Genomic DNA, 24,429 nt, shown 5'->3' on the forward strand with positions numbered 1-24,429 from the left:
AATTTAATACAGATAAAAGACGCAAAATGATTTCAAATTCCAAAAAACTTGTACGCTTTTAATATCTGATCTCATCAAAAGATTAATTGGTAACAGAAATGATCGTGACGGTTTTAGCAGATGTTGCTGTATTGATTTAACGTGTGATAAAGCAGCTTTCTCCAGATTTTTTGATCTCTTCACAGAGCTTTATAGCTTCATTGCGGTTTTGAGTTGGAATACGCACACGATAATAAGTACCTTTTCCTTCTATGAAAGCGGAATGAATATTTAAAGGACGAGTGCCGATAAGGAATCCCAATTTAGACTTTATTTTTTTCACAGAAGCATTAGCCAAATCAGATGTTGGGTTAGATGAAAGTTGCACATAGTAATTTTCTGAATTTTGCGTTGTTATATGTGCTGATGTATTTGGTTGAGATGCAATTGGTGTTTGCGTATTTGAACTGTATTTAACAGATGAAGGAATTGGAATAGACACATTGGCAGTTTTTTTTTCAATATTAGAAATAGAAGTGTTTTCTGCTATAATTTTAGTAATATCCGTTGAGAGGTTATGCTCTATTTCTCCACTGTTTATATTTGCCGATTGTGAAGGAGCTGAGGATCTATTTGGAAGCTGATCTATTGTTATTTTATCAGTTACTTCAGGGTAATTTACAGGTTGTTCATTTGTAAGATGAGCTGGTACAAGGACGGGTGTACCATCTGGTTTCACAATAATGCTTTGAACTTCTCGTGTTGGGATAACACGATCGATGGCTGCAGTGATTGCATCTTCAACATCAGATCCATTAAGGGAGGAAGATGGAGCGCTTTTTGATATTTGTTTATTTAATTCTATTAGATCTTCAGGAGTTTCAGAATTATCAACAAGAAATGATTGTGTATTTTTTGTCTTTTTATTTTGTTCGGTTATCTGTTTATAAACATTTAAGTTATGGGTTTGTTTATAAACATCTAAGTCATGGGTAACATTACTTTCAGTTTCTATTATTTCTGGTTTCGTTTTAAAAGGCGCATTATCAGCATGGATAATGAGCGGTTCCCCATTTTCGTGTGATGGCATGAGAAAACAAGCATAGACAAAATAGCTGATAGCTATCAAGATAAGAAGAAAAGCACTTCCGGTAAGAATTTTTCTGATCGTAAAATTTTGTGAGGATGGAGCTTTTGATAGATCGTCAGATATTTCATCGTTCCATTCAAATTGCAGATCCTTGGCAGAAGAATAAGAGTAATATTCCTCGCTATCCGTGGAATAATGTCTAGCATCGTGTTCATTGATATATGAGTCTTCTGTTGAATTTTGCTTGGGTTTCTGAGAAATTTCATCAAAAGTTTCATTTGGTTGTTGCTGCAAAAAATTCTCTTCTGAGACATTTCCCACATTGAATACATCAGCAAATTCTTTTTCAATGCTATGAGCAGATATATCATATTTTGATGCTTTATATGAAATTTCCGAACCCGTAATTGGCTCAGTTTTTTCTACAATTTCCTCTGCAAATTTAAAGGTATTAACATCTGGGGGAGAACTGTTATCGTGAGTGTCGTTATGTGCAGAAAAATTATCCGCCTGTTTAGGATTAACAATTTCTGATGGCGTACGTGTATAATTCAAATTACTTTGATTATATTGAATCTCACGTTCATGGTGTGTATCAAAAATATTTTCGATATTATGCACATCATTATCAAAATGTTGGACTTGAACAGCACTATATTTCTGGTTTGTTTTAGAACTGTCGCCTTGTTGTAAAGATTCCTGTTCATCGAGTTTTGTATAATCAATAGGATGCTTTTCTGTGGAAAATTGTTTTAGATTAAACAGCTTATCGATTTGGTTAGAATCTAGAGTGGATAAGACATCTGCTGATTCATTTTTTGCAGTCTCATTTTTATTTGAAATTGCATCAGAAAATACAGAAGAAGTATTTGTTGCTGTGTAGGATTTCTGTATGTTGGGACTGTTAACCAAATTTTTTTGAATAACTGGTATCTCATATGGGGAATTTGCAGGCGGAACGGAGGAATTCTGCTTATTATTGCAGCTTTGTTGTATATGCAAAGCATCCAACTGTTGCACATTTGTTTGTAAAAAAGGCTTAGTTTGTTCATACTGCGTTTCAGAAGCTATATTACTTTGTGCATCAAAGCTATTTTTTTGAATGGGTAGTGGAGAGAGTGCATTTAAAATTTGCTCTTCATCATCATTGAAAGGGGAATAGTATTTAGTTTCAGGTGAAAAACAGTTTTTATCTGGGCGATTGGAAGCAGTGGCTGCTGCCATTTCCATTGAATTTGAGACGCTGATGTTTGATCGTAAATCCAATGGTTTCTCGTGATCACAAAATGGCAACTCAGCAAGTAAATTATTTTCAGGCTTAGTTTCTAGAAACGATAAATCAAAATCATCATTTCTGAATGAAGTTCCAGAAACTTGGGAATTTGAATAGTCAGGTTTCAAAGAAGAATGAGAGTCTTCATTTTTGTTCTGCTGATTTGAACTCAAAATGCGCACAGCTTCCTTCAAAGGATCATAAGGTTTATGATCTTGTTTTGTTTTGTATGGATTTTTGCGATCATTATCGCTCATAGTTTTTCTCACATGGATCTGTATTTGAGTACAATAGACTGTCAGTTATTCTTACTAAAGTACTTATTTTATGTATTTAAAGAACTTTTTCAACGCATTTCTACTGGTGCTTTTACGCCCACAATTGTAAGCCCGGATGATAAAATATTAATAATAGCTTGAATTAAACCCAATCTGGCCAATGATAGCTCCTTATCATCAAGCTTGACAAAGCGTAAATCTGGATTGTCATTGCCCTTATTCCAATGTCCATGGAAACTTGAAGCAAGATCATAAAGATAAAACGCTAATCTATGTGGTTCTTTATAAATGGCAGCTTGTTCAATGATGCGTGGATATTCTGAAAGTTTGCGTATTAATGATATTTCGCTATCATCTGTCAATCGATCAATATGCGCAATCATTGTGTCGTTTGAAAGATTTTCAATAAAAAGATTCTCTTGCGCTTGTCGAAAGACTGAATGACAACGTGCACTTGCATATTGTACATAGAAAATAGGGTTATCTTTTGATTGTTCTGTCACTTTTACAAAATCAAAATCAAGAGGTGCTTCACACTTACGGTAAAGCATCATGAAACGCACTGGATCACAGCCAACTTCTTCCACAACATCGCGAAGTGTGACGAACGATCCTGCCCTTTTGGACATGCGTACAGGTTGTCCGTTGCGGAAGAGTTTTACCAATTGACATAAGAAGACTGTTAATTTGGCTTTATTGCCAGAAACGGCTTTAGCCATTGCTTCTAGGCGTTTTACATACCCCGCATGATCTGCACCTAGAATATAAATCATCTCATCAAAATGACGATGGAATTTATCTCGAAAATAAGCAACATCGGCAGCAAAATAAGTATAAGAGCCATCGGATTTAATTAAAACACGGTCTTGTTCATCTCCGATATTGGTTGAACGGAACAAGGTCTGTTCGTTTGGTTCCCAATCTTCAACGTTTTGTCCTTTTGGTGGTGGTAGAGTTCCTTTATAGACATAACCATTTAAAGTGAGATCATTAATTGTACTACGAATGGCTTGCGCATCATTTGCATAAAGCATTCGTTCAGAAAAAAAGACATTATGATGAATATTAAGAGAATCTAAATCTTCACGAATCATAGCCATCATAGCATCGACTGCTCGATCTTTCACTATAGATAAAGCCTCATCTTTATCCATTGTAAGCAATTGATCACCGAACTCTTTCGCGAGCAATTGCCCCAATGGTACCAGATATTCACCAGGATAAAGCCCTTCAGGAATTTCATTGATAGTTTGTCCAAGCGCTTCGCGATAGCGCAAGAGTACAGAATGGGCGAGTATTTCAATTTGTCCACCAGCATCATTGATATAATATTCTTTTGTAATATTATAGCCAACGAATTTAAGTAAGTTAGAAAGAACATCCCCGATGACAGCACCGCGACAATGCCCAACATGCATTGGACCGGTTGGATTTGCAGATACATACTCAACATTGACTCGTTTGCCTTGTCCTATAGGGATACGACCATAGTCTATACCTTTTTCAATCATTGATTTTAAGACATTATGCCAAAATGAATTGGTAAACTTGATATTGATAAATCCAGGACCAGCAACATTAATATAGTCAATGGACACATCATTTTTTAAAAGCTTTACGATTTTTTCTGCAAGGACACGTGGATTAAGTCCAACGGATTTTGCTAATACCATAGCAGCATTGGTTGATAAATCACCATGTGAGGAATCGCGCGGAGGATCAACAGTGATTTTGGATAAATCCAAATTCCCTCCATTTTTCTCTTTTATGTCAGATAATTCTAGTAATTTTTTAATCTTTTTCTCGAAATCTTTAAATACATTCATATTCAAATTCCATGCTTATTTGAAATCAATGAAACAAAATCATCTGTATGACCAAATAATCGATGATATTCACGTAAAGCATAATTGTCAGTCATACCAGAGAGAAAATCAGCAATGAGACGCACCAGTTCCTGGTTTGTTAAATGCATTGTCTTGATATACCAGCTTTCAGGCATTAAGTTTGGATTTTTATGATAACAGTCGAATAGTTCTAGTACAATGCGTTTAGCTTCATTTCGACGAGGGAGAACTTGGGCATTATAATAGAGATTTTTAAAGAGAAAATCTTTTAGCTGTTTTTCTAAAATGGCCATCATTGGAGAAAAGGTAACAATAGCTTGCCCTGCTTGATGAACATCGCTTGTACTTGTTGGTTTGATGAGTGCTAAGTTTTTTTGTGATTGTTCGATCACATCTTCGACCATGATTTCTATTTGTCTCCGCACTAGTTTATAGCCGCGCCGAGTTTGATCAAGCCGTGGATGTTCTTGATCTATATCTTTTAATAATGAATCAGTTAGCGAAATTTCTTCAAACTGACTTATTGTTAAAAACTGCGAACGTAAACCATCATCAATATCATGAGCATTATAAGCAATATCATCAGCAATAGCTGCACATTGTGCTTCTAGTCCTGCAAAACAATCAAGCTCGAGATCGTGTTGTTCGTTATATTGTAGAATATCGATAGGAACAGCTTTATTATTGGAATAAGGGCCTAAAAGAGGACCGTTATGCTTTACGATTCCTTCGAGTGTTTCCCAAGTTAGATTAAGTCCATCAAAGTTTGGATAACGTTCTTCAAGTTTAGTGATAATGCGTAACGTTTGTGTATTATGATTAAAGTTACCATAAGAGGCCATTGCTTCATTAAGAGCATCTTCTCCTGCGTGACCGAAAGGTGTATGCCCAAGGTCGTGAGCGAGTGCGATAGCTTCGGCAAGATCTTCGTCAAGACATAATGCACGAGCTAATGTACGTGCAATTTGGGAAACTTCGATCGAATGAGTGAGTCGTGTGCGATAGTGATCGCTTTCATCGGCAATAAATACTTGAGTTTTATGTTTTAGACGTCGAAATGCATTCGAATGAATAATCCGATCTCGATCTCGCTGAAAAGGCGTACGCGTAGCTTTCTCACCTTCATAAAATAATCTGCCGCGACTTGTTTGTGGATTGGTGCTATATACCGATCGAGATTGGTAATTATAATTGATATTGTTCATATCCATTGCAAGCTATTCATTCTCATCTTAAAATTAGAATCAGTTTGTTGTTAACAGAGTTTTATTTATTTGGGATACTCTCTCTTGACAGTTTGATGCAAGGATATATGAAAAATGAATGTAAATATTTCAGATTCTGCTGCCAAGCGGATTGTCCAGATACTTTCAAGTGAACCTGATAAAATGGCATTACGTATTTCCGTTGAAGGAGGTGGGTGTTCGGGTTTCTCTTATAAGTATGATTTGGTCTCTGAAAGTAAAGAAGATGATCTCATTATTCAAAAAGATGGAGCGATTATATTGATTGATTCGATATCTCTTCCTTTCATGGATGGAGCTGAGATTGATTTTGTTGATGATCTTATGGGGCAGTTTTTCCAGATTCGTAATCCTAACATTACTTCGTCATGTGGTTGTGGTGTTAGTTTTTCAATTTAGAAGAGTAACTTTAACAATATTGCTCCTTGAAAAGATTGTCGCTTTGGTCAACAATATAAAAATGAGAATTGTTATAAAAAAAATATCGCGACAAATTTTGCAGTTTAGTGTGACGCTTGTTTTATTGATGTGGGGCAGTTGCGCATTTTCTGAGGAAAAGAAACTTCCAAGCTATAAACGCACGCAATCAGAAAGTCCTATTATACATTCTCACACGCACAAGTATGAAAAGGATAACTCGCATTCTCTGGCTCAATTGAGATTGCATGCTCAATTAACGAGTGACAGTGGAAACATTATGAAAGGGTTGGTGTGGCAGATTTATGCTCCTGTCTTAGGGATTAATAATAAATTGCCATTGATTGCGGCTTTTGAAGGGGGGTCTGCGCATTTTGATTTAGAAGCAGGAAGCTATCTTGTTCATGTTTCATTCGGTCATGCAAGCGCGGTGCACCGTGTAAACTTAGAAAGAGGACAGAGGATTGTCAAAAATTTTAATCTTAATGCAGGTGGTGTTATTTTTAACAGTACATTGCTTAATGGTACAATAAACGAAAAAGAATTGCGTTTTACCATATATGAGGATGAAAATGAAAATGATGATACCGGTGTCATTTTATCAAATGTTAAGCCTCAGTCAATTGTGCGTTTGAAAGCTGGTCATTACCATGTTGTTTCTCATTATGGTGCAATCAATGCTATTATACGTTCGGATATCCAAGTAGATGCAGGTAAAATTAGCGAAATAACTCTTCAGCATCAAGCGGCTCAAATTGTGTTAAAGCTGGTACGTCAAGAAGGGAGAGAGGCATTGGCAGATACGAGTTGGTCTATTACGAATAACTCTGGTGATATCATTTATGAAACGGTTGGAGCGTATGTTTCTCTTGTGTTATTAGAAGGAGAATATATTGCGATTGCTAAAAATAAAGATCAAATTTATCAAAAGGCTTTTTCCGTAGTCTCTGGACGTGATGAAGATATAAATGTCGTGGCCAATGCACAAAATCTACAAAGATTCGATGAAACAATCAATTAATGGCCATTTGTGCGTATCAGTTGTAATCAGCCATATTAAAAAATGAAAGTAGAGTTTTGATAGTAGAATTTTCAACATTTAGTGTGTTTTTTGCTGGTGCATTGTCTTTTTTATCACCATGTGTTTTACCGTTAGTTCCTCCTTATTTATGCTATATGGCGGGTGTTAGTGTTGATGACTTTCGTTCGGCGAAACAAAATGGGAATGCATCCATTCGCTTAGCGCTTTTATCTGCTGTTATTGCTTTTGTTCTTGGTTTTTCAACTGTTTTTATCTCGCTGGGTGCAAGCGCGAGCACAATTGGAAAATTCATGAGTTATTATCGCGACTGGTTTGCTATTGCTGCTGGAATTATCATTATTATTTTTGGTTTAAATTTTTTAGGCATTTTCAGGATTAATATTTTATCTCGTGAGGCACGTTTTCAAACGCGCAAAACACCTGCTGGGCCTTTGGGAGCTTATGTTATTGGTTTGGCTTTTGCATTTGGTTGGACACCGTGTATTGGTCCGATTTTGGGGCCTATTATAACGCTTGCGGGAACAAAAGAAACGGTGATTGAGGGTGCTTTGCTCTTAGGGGTTTATTCATTGGGTCTTGCAGTACCCTTTATATTAGCAGCTTTATTTTCAAGTAGCTTTATGAGATTTCTACGAGCTTTTCGAGTTCATTTGGGAAAAGTTGAAAAAATTATAGGTATTCTTCTAGTTGTTACAGGTATTTTGTTTTTAACGGGTTCTATGCAGGATTTTTCATTTTGGATTCTAGAAAATTATCCTTCGTTGGCTAATGTTGAATCTATTGGTTGGAATGATATTAAAAACTTTTTTGGATTTTCTCGTTAATTTTATGTGTTTTTATGGTTAGAAATTGTCTTTTTATTGTTCTCGCAGCAGGTGAGGGAACGCGTATGAAGTCATCGCTCCCTAAGGTTCTTCATAAAATAGCTGGTCTGCCGCTTATATGTCACGTCATGAGTCAAATAGAGTTGGCTGGATTTTCACAATTAGCGGTGGTTGTAGGAGCTGGTGCAGAAGAAGTTACTAAAGTTGTACAATCATTTAGAAAAAATGCGATGATTTTTGAGCAAAAAGAACGTTTAGGGACTGCTCATGCTGTTTTATCTGCTCGGTCAGCTTTGCAAAAAGGGGTTGATGATGTTGTTGTTGTTTTTGGTGATACTCCTTTGATTGAGCAAGATACATTGACTCGAATGCGCGCGCAGTTAGCTTCGGGAGCAGATATCGTGGTAGCTGGTTTTTATGCTTCTGATCCAACGGGTTATGGGCGTCTTATCGAAAAAAATGGTCAATTTGTCGCTATCGTGGAAGAAAAAGATGCAAGCGATGAAGAGAAAACGATTTCTTTTTGTAATGGTGGAATAATGGCCATTAATGGGAAATATGCACTTTCTCTTTTAGATAAGATTAATAATAACAATATGAAGCGAGAGTATTACCTGACTGATATTGTTTCTATTGCATCGCGTGAGGGGCTGGATGTTCGAATCGTTGAAGTGCCTTTTGATAATGTTTTAGGGGTTAATAACTGCCTTGATCTTTGCAAAACTGATGCATTATGGCAAAAGCGTAAAGCGCGTAATTTGATGTTATCCGGTGTTACGGTCCTTAGGCCAGAAAGTGTTTATTTCTCTTATGATACGGATATTGCAGCAGGTGTTGTGATTGAGCCAAATGTTTATTTTGGGCCGGGGGTAAAAGTAGAATCTGGTGCAGTTATTCATGCATTTAGTTATTTAGAGGGAGCTGTTATTGGTGCGGATGCGCAGATTGGGCCTTATGCGCGTTTGCGTCCGGGAACAGAGTTGGCACAGTCCGTTAAGGTTGGAAATTTTTGTGAAATTAAACAAGCAAAAATAGGAAAATCAGCCAAAATTAATCATTTGAGTTATATTGGTGATGCAGATATTGGCGTGAATACCAATATTGGAGCGGGTACAATTACGTGTAATTATGATGGCTTTAATAAATATAAAACGGTAATTGGTGATAATGCCTTTATTGGTTCTAATTCAGCGCTTGTCGCTCCATTGGTCATAGAGAATGGGTCTTATATTGCTTCGGGTAGTGTTATTACTGAAAATGTTCCTATGAATAGTATTGCTTTTGGGCGTGCACGACAGGTGATAAAAGAGAATGGTGCAACGAAATTACGTGCGCGGTTATCGGCAAATAAACCAAAGAAGTAATTGTTTTCAGTTTATCTTTCCCGATTTTATAGTGATTTAAAAAGGTTTATCCTTTTAATGATTATTTACCGTATTCGGTTCATATAGCTGTTTAAGATCTTGAATGAAGGTCATTTGATTATTTTATGAGTCTATTATAATCCGGGATGTGATGGGAGCTTTCTAATGTGTGGAATTATCGGAATTCTTGGAAATAAATCTGTTGCATCCTATTTGGTTGACGGTTTAAAACGCCTTGAATATAGAGGGTATGATTCATCTGGGTTAGCAACGGTACATAATGGATGCCTTCATCGTATTCGAGCTGAAGGGAAGTTAGTTCATTTAGAAGAAAAACTTAAAAAAATACCTTTGGAAGGTTGCTTAGGAATTGGTCATACGCGCTGGGCGACACATGGCGTTGCGGTAGAGCGGAATGCGCATCCTCATATGACTGAACGGCTTGCGGTTGTTCATAATGGGATTATTGAAAATTTTGTAGAATTGCAAAAAGAGCTCATTGAGGACGGTTATACCTTTGAAACAGAAACCGATACGGAAGTTATTGCTCATTTAATTACGCGCGCGTTGAAAAGCGGTCTTTCTCCGCAGGAAGCAACACGTACAAGTTGGAAAAGATTACAGGGTGCTTTTGCTATGGCTCTCATTTTTGAGGGTGAAGATAACCTTATGATTGCTGTTCGCTCTGGTCCGCCATTAGCAATTGGTTATAGCGAGAATGAATTTTTTGTAGGGTCAGATGCAATTGCTTTAGCTCCATTTGCAGATCGCATAAGCTATATGGAAGATGGAGATTTGGCTGTTCTCACGCGTGAAGGAGTCACAATTTATAATACAGATAATCAGTTTGTAGAACGTCCGATTACAACATTATTTGAAGGGGCTTTGCTTGTTTCTAAAGGAAAACACCGCCATTTCATGCGCAAGGAGATGTTTGAACAACCTGAAGTTATTTCTCATAATTTGGTGCATTATCTTGATTTTGTAAATTATAAAGTTCGCCCGCTTGAAAATGTGATTGATTGGAACAATATTAACCGACTACTATTCGCAAGCTGTGGAACTGCGTATTATTCAACTTTAGTTGCGCGCTATTGGTTTGAAAGTTTTTCTGGTTTAAGTGTTGATAATGATGTGGCTTCAGAATTCCGTTATCGTGAGCCGCCTATAACAGCAGATGTGTTGCCTGTATTTGTTTCTCAGTCTGGTGAAACGGCGGATACATTGGCATCTTTACGCTATTGTCGTGATCGCGGTGTAAAGACGGCAACTATTGTGAATGTCACGCAATCAACAATGGCAAGAGAAGCTGATTTTGTTTTTCCAACATTAGCGGGGCCAGAAATTGGGGTTGCGTCAACAAAAGCTTTTATTTGCCAATTATCGACGCTTGCGGCGGTAGCACTTAGTGCAGGGAAACAACGTGGTTTCCTCTCAGAGGTCAAAGAACAGCAATTGGTTCAGCAGTTAGCAGAAGTCCCACGTATTTTGAATGAAGTTTTGAAATGTGATGACCAAATTAAACAAATTTGTCGTGATTTAATGCATGTGAAAGGTGTTCTTTATCTTGGGCGAGGTACCTCTTATCCGATTGCTTTAGAGGGAGCACTCAAACTGAAGGAACTCTCTTATATTCACGCTGAAGGTTATGCGGCAGGAGAGTTGAAGCATGGACCAATTGCGCTTGTTGATGAAACAATACCGGTTGTTGTTGTTGCGCCTTATGATCGATGGTTTGAGAAAACTTTTTCCAATATGCAGGAAGTCGCGGCGCGCAATGGTCGTATTATTTTGATAACGGATAAAAGAGGAGCGGCGGCAACACAGTTTGATGCCATGTCGACTATTATTTTACCGGATATTCCAGAATTTATAGCACCTATTATTTATGCTTTGCCCATTCAGCTTATCGCTTATCATACAGCTGTTTTATTGGGAACAGATGTGGATCAACCGCGCAATTTGGCAAAATCAGTCACTGTTGAATAAACAATGACTTTTTGTTTTGATGGTTGCTATAAATAATTATGTATAATACTTAGTCATTGCTTGTTATATCATTGATTTTTATTTGAAATTTGTTACATTTATTCTGAAAAGTGGCGGGGATTTTTTTTGTATTTGTATTAAGAGTATTCTCTAACAATAATCAATCAATCCAAGTTCTCAAAATAAAACTGATTATGCTGTGTTGTGTGCTGTCGATGACAGTGCAAGGCTTACTCTGCTTTATTTGAAGATTCTGCTATTTGGTTTGTTTGTATTGAATTAAGATGGAATTATGACACGAAAAATACCTATCCCTATAATTGAGTTATTAGCAAATCATATGTTTAATTGTGAATCTCATGATGATATCGATATGATTTTGCGTGATGCTGGTGCATGTGGTAATCCTCCCTCTGATTATAAGAATAAAGCAGATAAAGTGCTAAAGTGGTTGAAATATACAAATGAACATCATAATCGACCACTAGATGTATTAGGAGGAATTATCTCATTTTATGAGAATGTACTCCAAGTAAAACGCATAAAAATGTCTAAAAAATATTATATTTCAGACACGCAAAAATTCAGACGCAATCAACATAGAAATAGAAAAAAACTAAAATTAGCATTGGAAGATGCTTTAGGGCAATACGGGTTAGTGTATCAGCAGGGTAGAATTGTTTCTACTCGTCCGTCTAGTGGTTTTTTATCTGGCAATGAGTTAGAAGAGATTATTTGTTGTAAAAATATTCCATCTGTTCATGAAGAATTTCAAAGAGCATTAAAAAAGGTAGATTCTGAACCATTAGAAGCTGTTTCAGCTGCGAGTAATATTATTGAATCAATTTGCAAAACGTACATTGAAAAAAAGGAGCTACAATTACCAAGCAGTCAAAGTTTAATTTCTTTATGGGGAGTTATTTCGAAGCATTTTAAATTTGATCCTAAGTCGGTGCAGGAAGATAGTCTAAAGAAAATTATCTCAGGTATGTTTTCTGTAGTGAATGGAATTGCCACTTTGCGTAATAGTGGAAGTTCAGCACATGGGCAAGGAATTAGAAGATATAAGCCAGAACCAAGGGAGGCAAGATTTGCGGTCAATGCTGCTCATAGTTTAGCTTTATTTATTCTCGAAACATGGGATGAAAGAGATAAACAGGAGAACTCGGCTAAGTCTTTAGGTGAAACTGAAGAAAAATAATATTTCAGTATGATAAGGTAAATGCTTTTTTACAGAAATTATAAAAAATAATTAAAGCTGAAAATCATAAGAATGTTGGTAAATTGATTGACGAAAACTTCTGTGTTCTTAGAGTCTTTTTAAAAAAGTTAGCCTGCACGTAAAAGCTGAAGGGCATCATCACGACCAAAAAGATAAAGGAGCAAGCGTAGGGCTTGCCCTCGCTCTGAAGAGAGATTGGCATCATGTTGTAAAAATAAACGTGCATCTGTTCTTGCTAGCGACAACAGGTCACTATGGGCTGCAAGATTTGCCATATGGAAATCAGGCATACCAGATTGTTTTGTGCCTAAAAGTTCACCTTCACCACGCAAACGCAAGTCTTCTTCAGCGATTTTAAAACCATCTTCTGTTGTGCGTATGATATTAAGGCGCACGGCAGCTGTTTTTGTCAGTGGAGCTTTGTATAGCAGAATACAAGAAGATTTTTTTTCTCCACGCCCAACACGTCCACGCAATTGATGCAGTTGTGAAAGGCCGAAATGTTCCGCATGTTCTATAACAATGATTGAGGCATCAGGAATATCTACGCCTACTTCAATCACTGTGGTTGCAACCAAAATACATATGTCGCCACATTTAAAAGATGCCATGGTTGCATCTTTTTCATCTGTAGACATTTTGCCATGTATGATACCAACACAAGCTCCAAATCGTTGCTGTAAGACGGCAAAACGACTTTCAATAGAGGTGAGTTCAAGTGCTGTTGATTCTTCCACCAAAGGACAAATCCAATAAATTTTTTCTCCTTTTTCTAAGGCAGCTGCAATGCGGTCTATAAGTTCATTGATCCGTTCTAAAGGAATTGTTGCTGTTGTGATTGGTAGTCGTCCAATTGGTTTGTCTGTAATTTTTGACACATCCATATCGCCAAAGGCTGTTAATACCAGTGTGCGTGGAATAGGCGTAGCGGTCATCACGAGCATATCCGGTTTATTACCTTTGGCAGTTAGGGAAAGGCGTTGGTGCACACCAAAACGGTGCTGCTCATCAATAATAGCTAATGCAAGATTATTGTATGTGACGCCTTCTTGTATGAGAGCATGGGTACCGATGATGATAGAGGTTTGTCCTGATAAGATATTATTCAGAATGTTTGTACGCACTTTCCCTTTTTCTTTTCCTGTTAAGAGAGCCGTTTGTAAACCGATTTTTTCGGTAAGAGGCGCAATCGTAGAAAAATGCTGTCGCGCAAGAACTTCTGTTGGTGCCATTAAGGCTGATTGCCCTGAATTTTCAGCAATTTGTGCTATGGCCATTAGTGCAACTACAGTTTTGCCTGCTCCGACGTCACCTTGAAGAAGTCTTAACATGGGTTCAGGTGAAGCTAAATCGCGTTCAATGTCTTTTATAGCTTCTATTTGTCCTTTTGTTAGTTGGAAGGGTAAGGCTTTGAGAAGTTCTTTAGTGTAGGTGCCTGTTGGTGGACGAGAGATGCCAGAAAGAGATTTTGTTTTTAAACGTACAAGGCCAAGAGCTAGTTGACCGGCGAGAAATTCATCATAGGCGAGACGTTTTCGTGCGGTACTTTCTAGGGCTAGATCATCGGGATCTATAGGGGCATGGATACGGCGCAAAGCAACAGAAAAAGAAGAAAAGTTTTGCTGCTTTTTGACGCTTTCTTCTATCCATTCTGGCAAGAGAGGAATATAATCAAGAGCCTCGAGCATTGCACGTCTGAGCGTTTTTGCCGATAAGCCAGCAGTAGAAGGATAGACGGGTTCGATTAATGGCATCTGGTTTCGTTGTTCATGAGATGCAATATGATCGGGGTGAATCATTGAAAGTTGTTCGTTAAACCGTTCCACTTTACCCGATACAATAACCTTTTTTCCTATTGGAAGCTGTTTTTCTAACCAAGAACGTTGAGCATGAAAAAATACGAGACTTATTGTGCCTGTTTCATCATGGCCAATGACACGATAAGGTAACCGATTGCGGCTCGTTGGGGGCGGTTGATGCTGATCGATAATAATCTCAAGAGTAACTGTGGTTCCTGCTTGTGCAAAAGCAATATTAGGCTGCATTCTGCGATCTATAACTGAGTGAGGCATTAATTTGAGAAGATCGATGAGGGTAGGGGTATGTTGTGTAGGATTAATGTTTAAAACTTTGGCCAGCAAGGAATATGCTTTTAGGTTAATTCCCGAAAGGATGCAAATAGAGTTAAAAAAAGGATTGATAAGGTCTGGACGCATGAGAAAACTTAGCCTGCACTTTTTGTTTTTTCTAGTTCTTTAAAAGAGTTTATTGGACATAATTCAATCAGCATAGAAGAGAGAATTGTATTATTTAATTTGATCTTTGATGTGCAAAGTAAAGAGAAAAATAATGAACAAAACAAGAACATAATAAGAGACGTGGTTAATGCCGATATATATTACTAATAAATATATCTTAATATGATACCCTATCTTTTATTTTTGTGAGTTTATTTTTATAGCTATAGGTATTGGTGTGATGATACCTTGATATAAAATATGAACAAAACGAAAATGCTTTTGGATGATGCAAAAGTTTTAAAATTACAGATTAGCATGAATAGCTGAAATGCCATATGTTACAATACAGATAGCCGTTGTAATTTGGTATTTATTTTATAATGGGAAATGTGATCGTGTCAGAAAAAACAAGCCAAAAACGAAACAGCACAAATTCTTTCCCACGTTTTATTCATTTGAGAATACATTCGGCTTATTCGCTTCTTGAAGGTGCTTTAAAAACTAAACAAATCATTCAACATGCAGTTTCCGATTCTGCACCAGCGATAGCTATTACAGATACGAATAATTTGTTTGGTGCTTTGGAATTTTCTCAATATTGTTTTGCTGAGGGTATTCAACCTATTATTGGCTGTCAGCTTACTATTGATTTTGGTGATGCAGATTGTAATCTACGCTTAGCCAAAGGGCAGCATCCTTCGAATTTTTCTTCTATTGTTTTGTTTGCTGCAAGCGAAACAGGTTATGCTCATTTGGTTCGTCTTGTCAGTCGTGCGTATCTTGATAAGAGCGATACTGATCCTCCTCATATTAATGTTGATTGGCTGGAGCAGCAAAGTGAAGGAATTATCGCTTTGACTGGTGGTCGGGGTGGTCCCATCAATTTAGCTTTGGAAGAAGATAAAAAAGACCGTGCTGTTAAGCGTTTAACTGATTTGAAGAAGATTTTTGGTGATTGTCTTTATGTTGAATTACAGCGGCATGGTTCTTACAACCAAAAATTAGAGGCAGAGCTTATAGAGTTGGCTTATGAACATGAGATTCCTCTTGTAGCAACTAATGAGGCTTTTTTTCTGGATAAAGCAGGATATGAAGCGCATGATGCACTCATGGCAGTTGCAGAAGGACAAATTGTTTCTAACCCAGAGCGTAAACGTGTGACGCCGGATCATTACTTAAAGTCACAAGATGAAATGGTTTCATTATTTTCTGATCTTCCAGAAGCTTTAGAAAATAGTGTTGAAATTGCTTTACGCTGTCATGCTTTTACACCAATTCGAAAACCAATTTTGCCTCGTTTTATAGAGCAATCTACGGATTCAATCTCTGATTTAGCAGCAGAGGATAAAGAGTTATTAAATCAGGCTAAAGCTGGTTTGAAAATGCGTCTTGAAACGAGCGGCTTGGCCACAGGCTATATGCTTGCAGATTATGAGCAGAGGCTTGATTATGAAATCTCCGTGATTACGCGTATGCAGTTTTCTGGTTACTTTCTCATCGTTTCGGACTTTATCAAATGGGCAAAATCTCAGGATATTCCTGTTGGTCCAGGACGTGGGTCTGGTGCTGGTTCACTTGTTGCTTATGCATTAACAATCACCGATATTGACCCATTGCGTTTTTCTCTCCTATTTGAGCGTTTTTTAAATCCTGATCGTGTTTCTATGCCGGATTTTGATATCGATTTTTGTCAGGATCGGCGTGAAGAAGTTATTCGGTATGTTCAGAAGAAATATGGCCGCGACCAAGTTGCACAGATTATTACGTTTGGTAAATTGCAGGCTCGCGCGGTGTTACGTGATGTTGGACGTGTTCTAGAAGTGCCTTATCGTCAGGTGGATTATCTTACAAAATTGGTTCCTGCTACGCCTGGTAGTCATGTTGAATTAGCTATGGCTATCAAGGATGAGCCAAAATTTGCGGAAGAAAAGAAAAAGGATCCTGTTATTGGGCGCATGTTGGATATAGCGCTTCAGCTTGAAGGACTTTACCGTCATGCATCGACGCACGCTGCGGGAATCGTTATTGGGGATCGTCCGTTGTCAGATCTTGTGCCAATGTATCGTGATCCGCGTTCTGAGATGCCTGTGACCCAATTTAATATGAAGCATGTTGAGCAGGCTGGGTTGGTCAAGTTTGATTTTCTTGGTTTAAAAACGCTTACTGTCTTGAAAAAGGCTGTGCATTTTGTTTCTCGAAAAGACCCAAACATAAATTTATCGAATATTCCTCTTGATGATGAAGCGACTTATGCCATGATGGCACGAGGTGAGACAGTTGGCGTATTCCAAGTTGAAAGCGCTGGTATGCGTAAGGCGCTGATCGGGATGAAACCAGATTGCATTGAGGATATTATTGCGTTGGTAGCGCTTTATCGTCCTGGGCCGATGGAGAATATCCCAACCTATAATGCGCGCAAACATGGGGAAGAAGAAATAGCTTCTATTCATCCCAAAATAGATCATCTGGTTAAAGAGACACAAGGTGTTATTGTATATCAAGAGCAGGTTATGCAGATTGCTCAGGTGCTTTCCGGTTATTCACTTGGGGAAGCAGATTTATTGCGCCGAGCTATGGGAAAAAAGATCCACGAGGAAATGCAAAAACAGCGCGCACGTTTTGTGAGTGGAGCTGTTGAGGGTGGTCTTGATAAAGGTCAAGCTGATACTATTTTTGATCTTTTGGCAAAATTTGCAGATTACGGTTTTAATAAATCACATGCTGCTGCTTATGCGATCGTTTCTTATCAAACAGCCTATATGAAAGCACACCATCCGGTTGAGTTTTTAGCTGCTTCCATGACATACGATATGACAAATACAGATAAGTTAAATGACTTTCGGCAGGAGGCATTAAGGCTAGGAATTGAAGTAATTGCGCCTTGTGTGCAAACGTCGCATCGTGTTTTTGAAGTGGGGGAAAATTGTATCTACTATTCTCTTGCTGCCATTAAAGGCGTGGGAGAGGCAGCAGTTGATCATATTGTGGAACGCCGTGGGAACAAATCTTTCAAAGATATGGAAGATTTTTGTAAGCGTATTGATTTTCGCATCGTGAATAAGCGTGCGATGGAAAGTTTGATTTATGCAGGCGCTTTGGATTGCTTTAATATTGCACGTGAGGTTTTATTGGAAAACCTTGATATTTTTAGTGCGCGTTCTATGCGTATTCTTGATAACAATTTGAGTGGGCAAACTGATATGTTTGGAGAGGGGCGTGGTGAACTCAAAGAGCCTTTGATTTTATCGAGGAAAGTGTCTCCTTGGTACCCTGCTGAAAAATTGCATCATGAATTTCAGGTCATAGGTTTTTATTTTTCTGCTCATCCTTTGGATGAATATCAAGCTATTCTTGCTAAAAAACATGTTCAAACTTGGAGTCATTTTGCTAATGCAGTCAAAGAAGGTGCAATCACTGCTATTCTTGCTGGAACTGTTGTAGCAAAACAAATTCGTAAAACAAAATCTGGTAAGAAAATGGGGGTTGTTCAGTTTTCTGATACGAGCGGACAATATGAGGCGCTTCTATTTTCTGAGGGGATGTCTCTTTACGGGGATATATTGGAGCCAGGAAAATCTTTTATCGTTACGGTAAGTGCAGAAAACCGATCGGAAGGAGTTGATTTGCGCATTGAAGAGGTACAATCTTTAGAAGATGAAGCGCTACGACCCTATAAAATGATGCGTCTCTTTATTAAAACAATTGATATTCTTCCGAAAATTGAACAGAATTTAAGTTCTGATGGTAATGGAGAGGTGAGAATTGTTCTGTCTAGAGAGAAGGCATCACAAGAAATTGAAGTTGTACTTCCGAAGCGATATAAGGTTAATTTACGTATAGCAAGCATTATGAAAATGCTTCATGGTGTTTTTAATGTAGAGCTGAATTAAAAAAAATAGTTGAATAATTGCTTATTGGGAATTTGTAAATTCATTGATTTGGTCGTGTCGAAATGGTGCTACAGATCAGTTTGAAAGTTTCATGTTTGTTGTTAAAATAAATCAACAATTTTTAGTTTAGGTATTATAAATTTTTGATAACATTATTTTTTGTTAGATCCATGGCATCATAAGTGTAGAGCCAATCAAGGCTCGACATGATATTTTCTGATGTGCGAATCTTCATCATAAAATTACGTGCAATGGCTATGGGACCAGTAGCATGATAAACAAGTCTATTAAAATCTCCGCGTTTTTTTACAGCTGCAATGCGAGGTTTACGTATTTTTTCATAAAGCGCGATAGCTTCAGTTAATGAAACATTGAGAGAGAGAGCTTCTGCTAATGTGGCAGCATCTTCTATTGCCATAGCAGCACCTTGTGCCGCAAACGGTAGAGCTGCATGTGAGCAATCACCAACAAAGACTTGTTGCTTTAAGCCTAAAAAACGATTAACTTTCATTTGAAATAATGGCCAATAGCTCCATTCGTCAATATGGTTAAAGATTTGGAGGATTTGAGGATTCCAGCCGTTGAAAAGAGATTTAAGAGTTTCTTTTTTTCCTTTTTTGTTCCATTCTTTTCCTGGGTTTTCTCCAGGCGTGATAGCGACACAATTAAAGGCTTTTGCTGATTGGATAGGATAGAGAACAAGATGGTTTTTAGGTCCCATCCAGGCAGTAATTGTTTGTACATCATGCAATAGAGAGCGAAAACTTTTGGGCAGGTTTTCAAATGTTGTTGTTGAGCGCCAAGCAATAAAGCCACTAAAATCTGCCTTTTCATGAAAGGGAGAAAACTGTCGTAATTTTGACCAAACGCCATCACATCCGATAAGAAGTGAGGTTGAATAAAACTGATGCTGTTGTGTTGCGGTAGATTCTTCAGTTTTTACTGTTTCTATACTGATGCTATCGGTTGTAGCTTGAGTAGATGATACAATACTTTCGCCCATTTTGTACTGGATGAGAGGGTTTTCAATAACAGCATTATATAAAATTGTTTGTAAATCGGCTCGATGAATCGTAATATAAGGAGCTTTCCAACGTTTTTCAGATAAGTTTATGAGATCAGCATGTAAATGCGTTTTTAAAGATATTCCACTTCTTAACTCTAGAAAAAGCGGTTGAATACCTAGCTCAATGAGCTTGTTGAGAACTCCCCAGCGAGCAAGAATGCGTGTTGCATTTGGGGTAAGTTGAATACCAGAACCTACATTATCATACTGTTTGCACTTTTCGATAATAGTACTGGCAATTCCTCTATGAGCCAATGCCAAAGCAGAGCTTAAACCCGCAATACCTGCTCCAATAATGATTGGCGATTGATTTGTGAGCCGCTTCATATTAAAAAATGGAGAATGCGTTATAGCGTATTATCTGCATGATATGTGCATCCTAGTGGGTTGGTTTGATTATATGGTAGTGAACGATTATAGCGGTAGAGTGTTGAACAATAGGGACAAATTGTTTCATCGGCAGCTCCCATATCGATAAAAACATGAGGGTGATCAAAAGGTTGTGTTGCGCCTACACACATAAATTTTTTTACACCAATCTCGATAGTTTTGTATCCGTGGTCATTTTGAAAATGAGGAATGTGGTGATCAGCCATGGTGTGTGAACTCCGGATAAATTTTTTGAGAAGGTATGATTTTGACCGCCTATTTTATATTTATTGGTTTGTAATGCAATTTATTATAATGTAGGATAATTTTTAAGACAATTTGCAAATTAAAAATGGCTCCAATTATTTTTAAATATCAATATAAGTCATATAAAGAAAACTGACCATTGATATATGGCGGTTACAATAAAAATACCGCGATCATGCTTGGAGGTTGTATATTGGAGGTATATATTTGTAAAGGTTTTTATAAGATGTAAAAAGCAAATTAGCTGGGATATATGAAACAGGCAGTGACAGATCAAATTTCTGTACGGGATATAACAATGCAAAACCCGGAACGATTTGTGAATCGAGAGTTCTCATGGCTAGAATTTAATAATCGTGTGTTAACGGAAGCTAATAACTCGAAGCATCCTTTATTAGAGCGCGTGCGTTTTCTTTCAATTTCAGCAACCAATCTTGATGAATTTTGTATGGTTCGTGTGGCTGGTCTTGCTGCTCAAATTCGTGCTGGGATTACAGAGCGTAGTGCAGATGGACGTACTCCTCAGGAGCAACTTGATTTTGTGTTAGCTGACATTTCGCATCTTCAGGCCAATCAACAGCAATCATTGTGTATTTTGCGTCATGAATTAAAACAATGTAATATTGAAATTATTTGCTCTGATAGGCTTTCTGAGAATGAAAATTTATGGCTCAAAAGATATTTTCTTGAGACAATTTTTCCTGTTTTAACGCCTTTACCTATTGATCCTGATACGCCTTTTCCTTTTATCCCTAATTTAGGTCTTTTTATTGTATTTCAGGTATTTCAGAATATTGAACAACCCCCTGTAATTGTACTATTACGTGTACCGACTTCTTTGAAACGTTTTATTCTACTTCCTCAAGAGGGCAATAGTTTTCGTTTTATTGCGTTTGAAGATATCGTTAGCCTTTTTATTAGCCATTTGTTTCCTGGTTATGAATCCAATGCTGTTGGTACATTTAGAGTTATCCGTGATAGCGATATTGAATTGGAAGAAGAAGCTGAAGATCTTGTTCGCTTTTTTGAAACTGCACTGAAAAAGCGTCGTCGTGGACAAGTTATTCGAATTGAATTTGACGTAAAAATGCCTGAAAATCTACGTAAATTTATAACGAGCGGGCTTGCGGTCTCTGATAATTGTATCAGTGTTCTAAATGGATTGTTGGCATTGAATATGATATCAGAAATTGCTTCTATTCCACGCGATGATTTGAAATTTATTCCTTATAATCCTCGTTTTCCTGAATGTATTCGTAAGTATGGTGGTGATTGTTTTGCAGCTATGCGCAAACAGGATATCATTGTTCATCACCCTTATGAATCATTTGATGTTGTTGTGCAATTTTTACGTCAGGCTGCGCGTGATCCTGATATTGTTGAAATCAAACAAACCCTTTATCGTACGTCGAATGACAGTCCAATTGTTAGTGCTTTGATTGATGCTGCTGAGCGTGGCAAGTCGGTGGTTGCTTTGGTAGAGCTTAAAGCACGTTTTGATGAAGAGGCCAATATTCGTTGGGCGCGCGATCTTGAGCGTGCAGGCGTTCAAGTTGTTTTTGGTTTTATTGAACTAAAAACACATGCAAAGATGTCATTAGTGATGAGACGCGAAGAAAGTCGTCTTCGCTTTTATGTGCATCTTGGCACCGGAAATTATCACCCAATTACGGCTAAAAGTTATACGGATCTTTCCTTTTTTACAACGGATGATGACATTGGTCATGATGTGGCATTGTTGTTTAATTATATTACCAAATGCATACAGCCGAATGAACCCATGAAGATTGCTTTTTCACCATTAACATTGCGCAGTCGAATTCTTGAACATATAGAGAGGGAGATTATCAATGTACAGCAAGGGCTGCCTGCTGCTATTTGGATGAAAATAAATTCATTGGTTGATCCTGAAATTATTGATGCTTTATACCGTGCGAATCAATCTGGTGTGCAGATCGATTTGATTGTGCGTGGTATATGTTGTTTGCGCCCCGGTATTCCAGGTCTTTCAGATAATATTCGTGCAAAATCAATAGTAGGGCGTTTTCTTGAACATAGCCGCATTTTCTGTTTTAGTAATGGTGAGGAGTTGCCGAGTGAAAATGCTCTTGTTTATTTTGGTTCAGCCGATATGATGCCTCGTAATCTTGATCATCGTATTGAAGTATTGGTTCCAGTTCGTGATAAAATGGTTCGTCAGAAAATTCTTTCGCAAATTATGTTGGCTAATATTATTGATAATCAACAAAGCTTTAATATATTGAGTGATGGAACATCAGAGCGTATAATACCGCAAAGAGATGAAAAGCCATTTAATGCACAGGAGTGTTTCATGACCAATGTAGGTCTTTCTGAGTGGAAAAAGTCTTTTCGGTCTTCTGCTACATTGCTTCAGCAGAAAACAAAAATACATAAAGACTGAATATTAATGACATATATAAATGCTCAGGGTCGGCTAAAAGGGTGTAAACCCGTTGCTGTTATCGATATTGGTTCGAATTCTGTTCGGCTTGTTGTTTATGAAGGTCTTGTGCGGTCACCGACCGTTTTATTTAATGAAAAAGTTCTTTGTGGTCTTGGTCAAGGTGTTGCAAAAACGGGATTCTTAGAAGAAAAATCGATGGAGATGACGCTGCGTACGCTGAAGCGGTTTCGTGCGCTTTGTCAACAGATTGGCGCAGATGAGGTTTACACTTTAGCGACAGCTGCAGCGCGAGAAGCTAAAAACGGGTTGGTTTTTATTCAAAACGCTGAACATATTTTGCAAAAAAAAATATATGTTCTGTCTGGAAGTGAAGAAGCAGCTTATTCAGCTTATGGGGTTATTTCTACCTTTTATCAACCAAATGGTATTACGGGTGATCTTGGTGGTGGAAGTCTTGAGCTTATAGGTATTTGTGGTTCTGATGTGGATGAAGGGATAACACTGCCATTAGGTGGTTTGCGCCTGCAGTATATGTCAAATAATAATATTGATATGGCAGCAAAGATTGTACATGAGCAGCTTTCTAAATCTGCTATTGTACCCAAAGGAATGGTACGTTCCTTTTATGCCGTGGGAGGGACTTGGCGCAATCTGGCAAAACTCCATATGGCCACCAAACACTATCAGCTCCCTGTTGTTCATGGCTATGAAGTTGATGCACTTGAGATGAAGGATTTTCTACATTTTGTTGTGAGTGATAGCATTGATAATGTAGAAGGAATTTCAGCGATTTCAAAAAATCGTCGTCAGCTTTTAGCTTATGGGGCGATTGTTCTTATTGAACTTATCCAGTATATGGGGTTTGAAAAAATAATTTTTTCTGGAGCTGGGGTTCGTGAGGGTTTTCTTTATTCACAATTGTCGCAAGCAGTTCGTATTTCAGATCCTTTAATTGCAGCATGCACGGAGATGGCTATTCTACGGGCACGTTCACCAAAGCAGGCAGAAGAGCTCATTGACTTTACTACGAATGCGTTTGAAGTTTTTAGGATTTTAGAAATTGAAAATGAGTGTCGTTATCGTAAGGCTGCCTGTCTTCTTGCCGATATTGGCTGGCGTATACATCCTGATTATCGGGGTAATGAGGCAGCAAGTCAGATAGCGTTAGGATCTTATCCAGGCATTTCTCATGAGGGACGTATTTATGCTGCATTGGCTGTTTTTTTTCGTAATATGGGGCTGTCTGCTGATAAAGAGGCTCCAGTAATTTTTAAATTAGCAAGCGATGATATAGTTGAAAAAGCGCGAATTCTTGGTGGGATTATGCGCGTTGCTAATCTTTTTAGCACTTCTATAGCAGGGATTTTGCCTAATTTATCGTGGCAGAGAAAGCAAAATGACATTATATTGCACATTCCACTGCGTTATGCTGATTTGGTAGGTGAACGACCTCTTGGGCGGTTGAAGCAGTTATCAAAGGTCATAAAATTACCTTTGGCTTTTGAAATTTCCTGATTTTTTCTCGATGTATTATAAAAGTCTACAGAGCATAGGCGTATGTTTATGTCGCTATAGGGATATATTGCTATGTAAAATTTTGACT

General features: G+C 37.8%; 15 protein-coding genes. 9 read left to right on the plus strand and 6 right to left on the minus strand.

The genetic code is table 11. The annotated features are described in order from the left end of the window. Nucleotides 1–136: 136 nt before the first annotated feature. The 3 genes from NPX98_RS05825 to NPX98_RS05835 form a co-directional block, all read right to left on the minus strand. Nucleotides 137–2,599 carry an SPOR domain-containing protein gene (locus NPX98_RS05825; protein ID WP_269023215.1) on the minus strand — a complete coding sequence of 821 codons (2,463 nt, stop codon included), beginning with the start codon at nt 2,597–2,599 and terminating at the stop codon, nt 137–139. Between the two features lie 89 nt (nt 2,600–2,688). Then, nucleotides 2,689–4,446: an arginine--tRNA ligase gene (gene argS / locus NPX98_RS05830; RefSeq protein WP_269023216.1), complete on the minus strand. Its 1,758-nt coding sequence runs from the start codon at nt 4,444–4,446 to the stop codon at nt 2,689–2,691. A gap of 2 nt (nt 4,447–4,448) precedes the next feature. Further along, nucleotides 4,449–5,678, minus strand: coding sequence for a deoxyguanosinetriphosphate triphosphohydrolase (locus NPX98_RS05835; protein WP_269023217.1), 1,230 nt, complete (start codon nt 5,676–5,678; stop codon nt 4,449–4,451). A 108-nt stretch (nt 5,679–5,786) separates the two neighbouring features. On the opposite strand from NPX98_RS05835, the gene NPX98_RS05840 reads away from it, so the two are divergent. The 6 genes from NPX98_RS05840 (at nt 5,787) to NPX98_RS05865 (ending at nt 12,548) form a co-directional block, all read left to right on the plus strand. Beyond that, nucleotides 5,787–6,110, plus strand: a complete 324-nt coding sequence (locus NPX98_RS05840; RefSeq protein WP_269023218.1) for a HesB/IscA family protein — start codon at nt 5,787–5,789, stop codon at nt 6,108–6,110. Between the two features lie 19 nt (nt 6,111–6,129). Next, complete coding sequence (locus NPX98_RS05845) at nt 6,130–7,149, plus strand: carboxypeptidase regulatory-like domain-containing protein (protein WP_442864475.1); 1,020 nt, start codon at nt 6,130–6,132, stop codon at nt 7,147–7,149. A 56-nt stretch (nt 7,150–7,205) separates the two neighbouring features. Beyond that, on the plus strand, nt 7,206–7,994 hold the full coding sequence (locus NPX98_RS05850) for a cytochrome c biogenesis CcdA family protein (RefSeq protein ID WP_269023220.1): 789 nt from the start codon (nt 7,206–7,208) through the stop codon (nt 7,992–7,994). 14 nt (nt 7,995–8,008) lie between these two features. Further along, a complete protein-coding gene (glmU, locus tag NPX98_RS05855; protein ID WP_269023221.1) occupies nt 8,009–9,358 on the plus strand; it encodes a bifunctional UDP-N-acetylglucosamine diphosphorylase/glucosamine-1-phosphate N-acetyltransferase GlmU in 1,350 nt (449 codons plus the stop codon). Between the two features lie 165 nt (nt 9,359–9,523). Next, nucleotides 9,524–11,347 carry a glutamine--fructose-6-phosphate transaminase (isomerizing) gene (glmS, locus tag NPX98_RS05860; RefSeq protein ID WP_269023222.1) on the plus strand — a complete coding sequence of 608 codons (1,824 nt, stop codon included), beginning with the start codon at nt 9,524–9,526 and terminating at the stop codon, nt 11,345–11,347. Between the two features lie 292 nt (nt 11,348–11,639). Next, on the plus strand, nt 11,640–12,548 hold the full coding sequence (locus NPX98_RS05865) for an abortive infection family protein (protein ID WP_269023223.1): 909 nt from the start codon (nt 11,640–11,642) through the stop codon (nt 12,546–12,548). A 128-nt stretch (nt 12,549–12,676) separates the two neighbouring features. Here the strand turns inward: NPX98_RS05865 and recG are convergent, their stop codons facing one another. Further along, the gene (gene recG / locus NPX98_RS05870) at nt 12,677–14,785 is read right to left on the minus strand and encodes an ATP-dependent DNA helicase RecG (RefSeq protein ID WP_269023224.1); all 2,109 of its coding nucleotides are present in this window, start codon (nt 14,783–14,785) and stop codon (nt 12,677–12,679) included. Nucleotides 14,786–15,204: 419 nt separating this feature from the next. On the opposite strand from recG, the gene dnaE reads away from it, so the two are divergent. Continuing rightward, nucleotides 15,205–18,699, plus strand: a complete 3,495-nt coding sequence (gene dnaE / locus NPX98_RS05875; protein ID WP_442864476.1) for a DNA polymerase III subunit alpha — start codon at nt 15,205–15,207, stop codon at nt 18,697–18,699. A 133-nt stretch (nt 18,700–18,832) separates the two neighbouring features. Here dnaE and NPX98_RS05880 read toward each other — a convergent pair whose 3' ends face one another. Continuing rightward, nucleotides 18,833–20,092, minus strand: a complete 1,260-nt coding sequence (locus NPX98_RS05880) for an FAD-binding protein (protein ID WP_269023226.1) — start codon at nt 20,090–20,092, stop codon at nt 18,833–18,835. Between the two features lie 20 nt (nt 20,093–20,112). Then, complete coding sequence (locus NPX98_RS05885) at nt 20,113–20,361, minus strand: zinc-finger domain-containing protein (protein WP_269023227.1); 249 nt, start codon at nt 20,359–20,361, stop codon at nt 20,113–20,115. A gap of 293 nt (nt 20,362–20,654) precedes the next feature. On the opposite strand from NPX98_RS05885, the gene NPX98_RS05890 reads away from it, so the two are divergent. Continuing rightward, on the plus strand, nt 20,655–22,823 hold the full coding sequence (locus NPX98_RS05890) for an RNA degradosome polyphosphate kinase (RefSeq protein WP_269023228.1): 2,169 nt from the start codon (nt 20,655–20,657) through the stop codon (nt 22,821–22,823). A gap of 6 nt (nt 22,824–22,829) precedes the next feature. Next, nucleotides 22,830–24,341, plus strand: coding sequence for an exopolyphosphatase (ppx, locus tag NPX98_RS05895; RefSeq protein WP_269023229.1), 1,512 nt, complete (start codon nt 22,830–22,832; stop codon nt 24,339–24,341). The last annotated feature ends 88 nt before the right edge of the window (nt 24,342–24,429 follow it).

Source organism: Bartonella sp. A05 (assembly GCF_026930145.1).
Classification (GTDB): Bacteria; Pseudomonadota; Alphaproteobacteria; order Rhizobiales; family Rhizobiaceae; genus Bartonella.

Coding starts and splice junctions, on each gene's coding strand:
- NPX98_RS05825 (WP_269023215.1), bottom strand. CDS start 2,599: ATGAGCGATAATGATCGCAAAAATCCATACAAAACAAAACAAGATCAT.
- argS (WP_269023216.1), bottom strand. CDS start 4,446: ATGAATGTATTTAAAGATTTCGAGAAAAAGATTAAAAAATTACTAGAA.
- NPX98_RS05835 (WP_269023217.1), bottom strand. CDS start 5,678: ATGGATATGAACAATATCAATTATAATTACCAATCTCGATCGGTATAT.
- NPX98_RS05840 (WP_269023218.1), top strand. CDS start 5,787: ATGAATGTAAATATTTCAGATTCTGCTGCCAAGCGGATTGTCCAGATA.
- glmU (WP_269023221.1), top strand. CDS start 8,009: ATGGTTAGAAATTGTCTTTTTATTGTTCTCGCAGCAGGTGAGGGAACG.
- glmS (WP_269023222.1), top strand. CDS start 9,524: ATGTGTGGAATTATCGGAATTCTTGGAAATAAATCTGTTGCATCCTAT.
- NPX98_RS05865 (WP_269023223.1), top strand. CDS start 11,640: ATGACACGAAAAATACCTATCCCTATAATTGAGTTATTAGCAAATCAT.
- recG (WP_269023224.1), bottom strand. CDS start 14,785: ATGCGTCCAGACCTTATCAATCCTTTTTTTAACTCTATTTGCATCCTT.
- NPX98_RS05880 (WP_269023226.1), bottom strand. CDS start 20,092: ATGAAGCGGCTCACAAATCAATCGCCAATCATTATTGGAGCAGGTATT.
- NPX98_RS05885 (WP_269023227.1), bottom strand. CDS start 20,361: ATGGCTGATCACCACATTCCTCATTTTCAAAATGACCACGGATACAAA.
- NPX98_RS05890 (WP_269023228.1), top strand. CDS start 20,655: ATGAAACAGGCAGTGACAGATCAAATTTCTGTACGGGATATAACAATG.
- ppx (WP_269023229.1), top strand. CDS start 22,830: ATGACATATATAAATGCTCAGGGTCGGCTAAAAGGGTGTAAACCCGTT.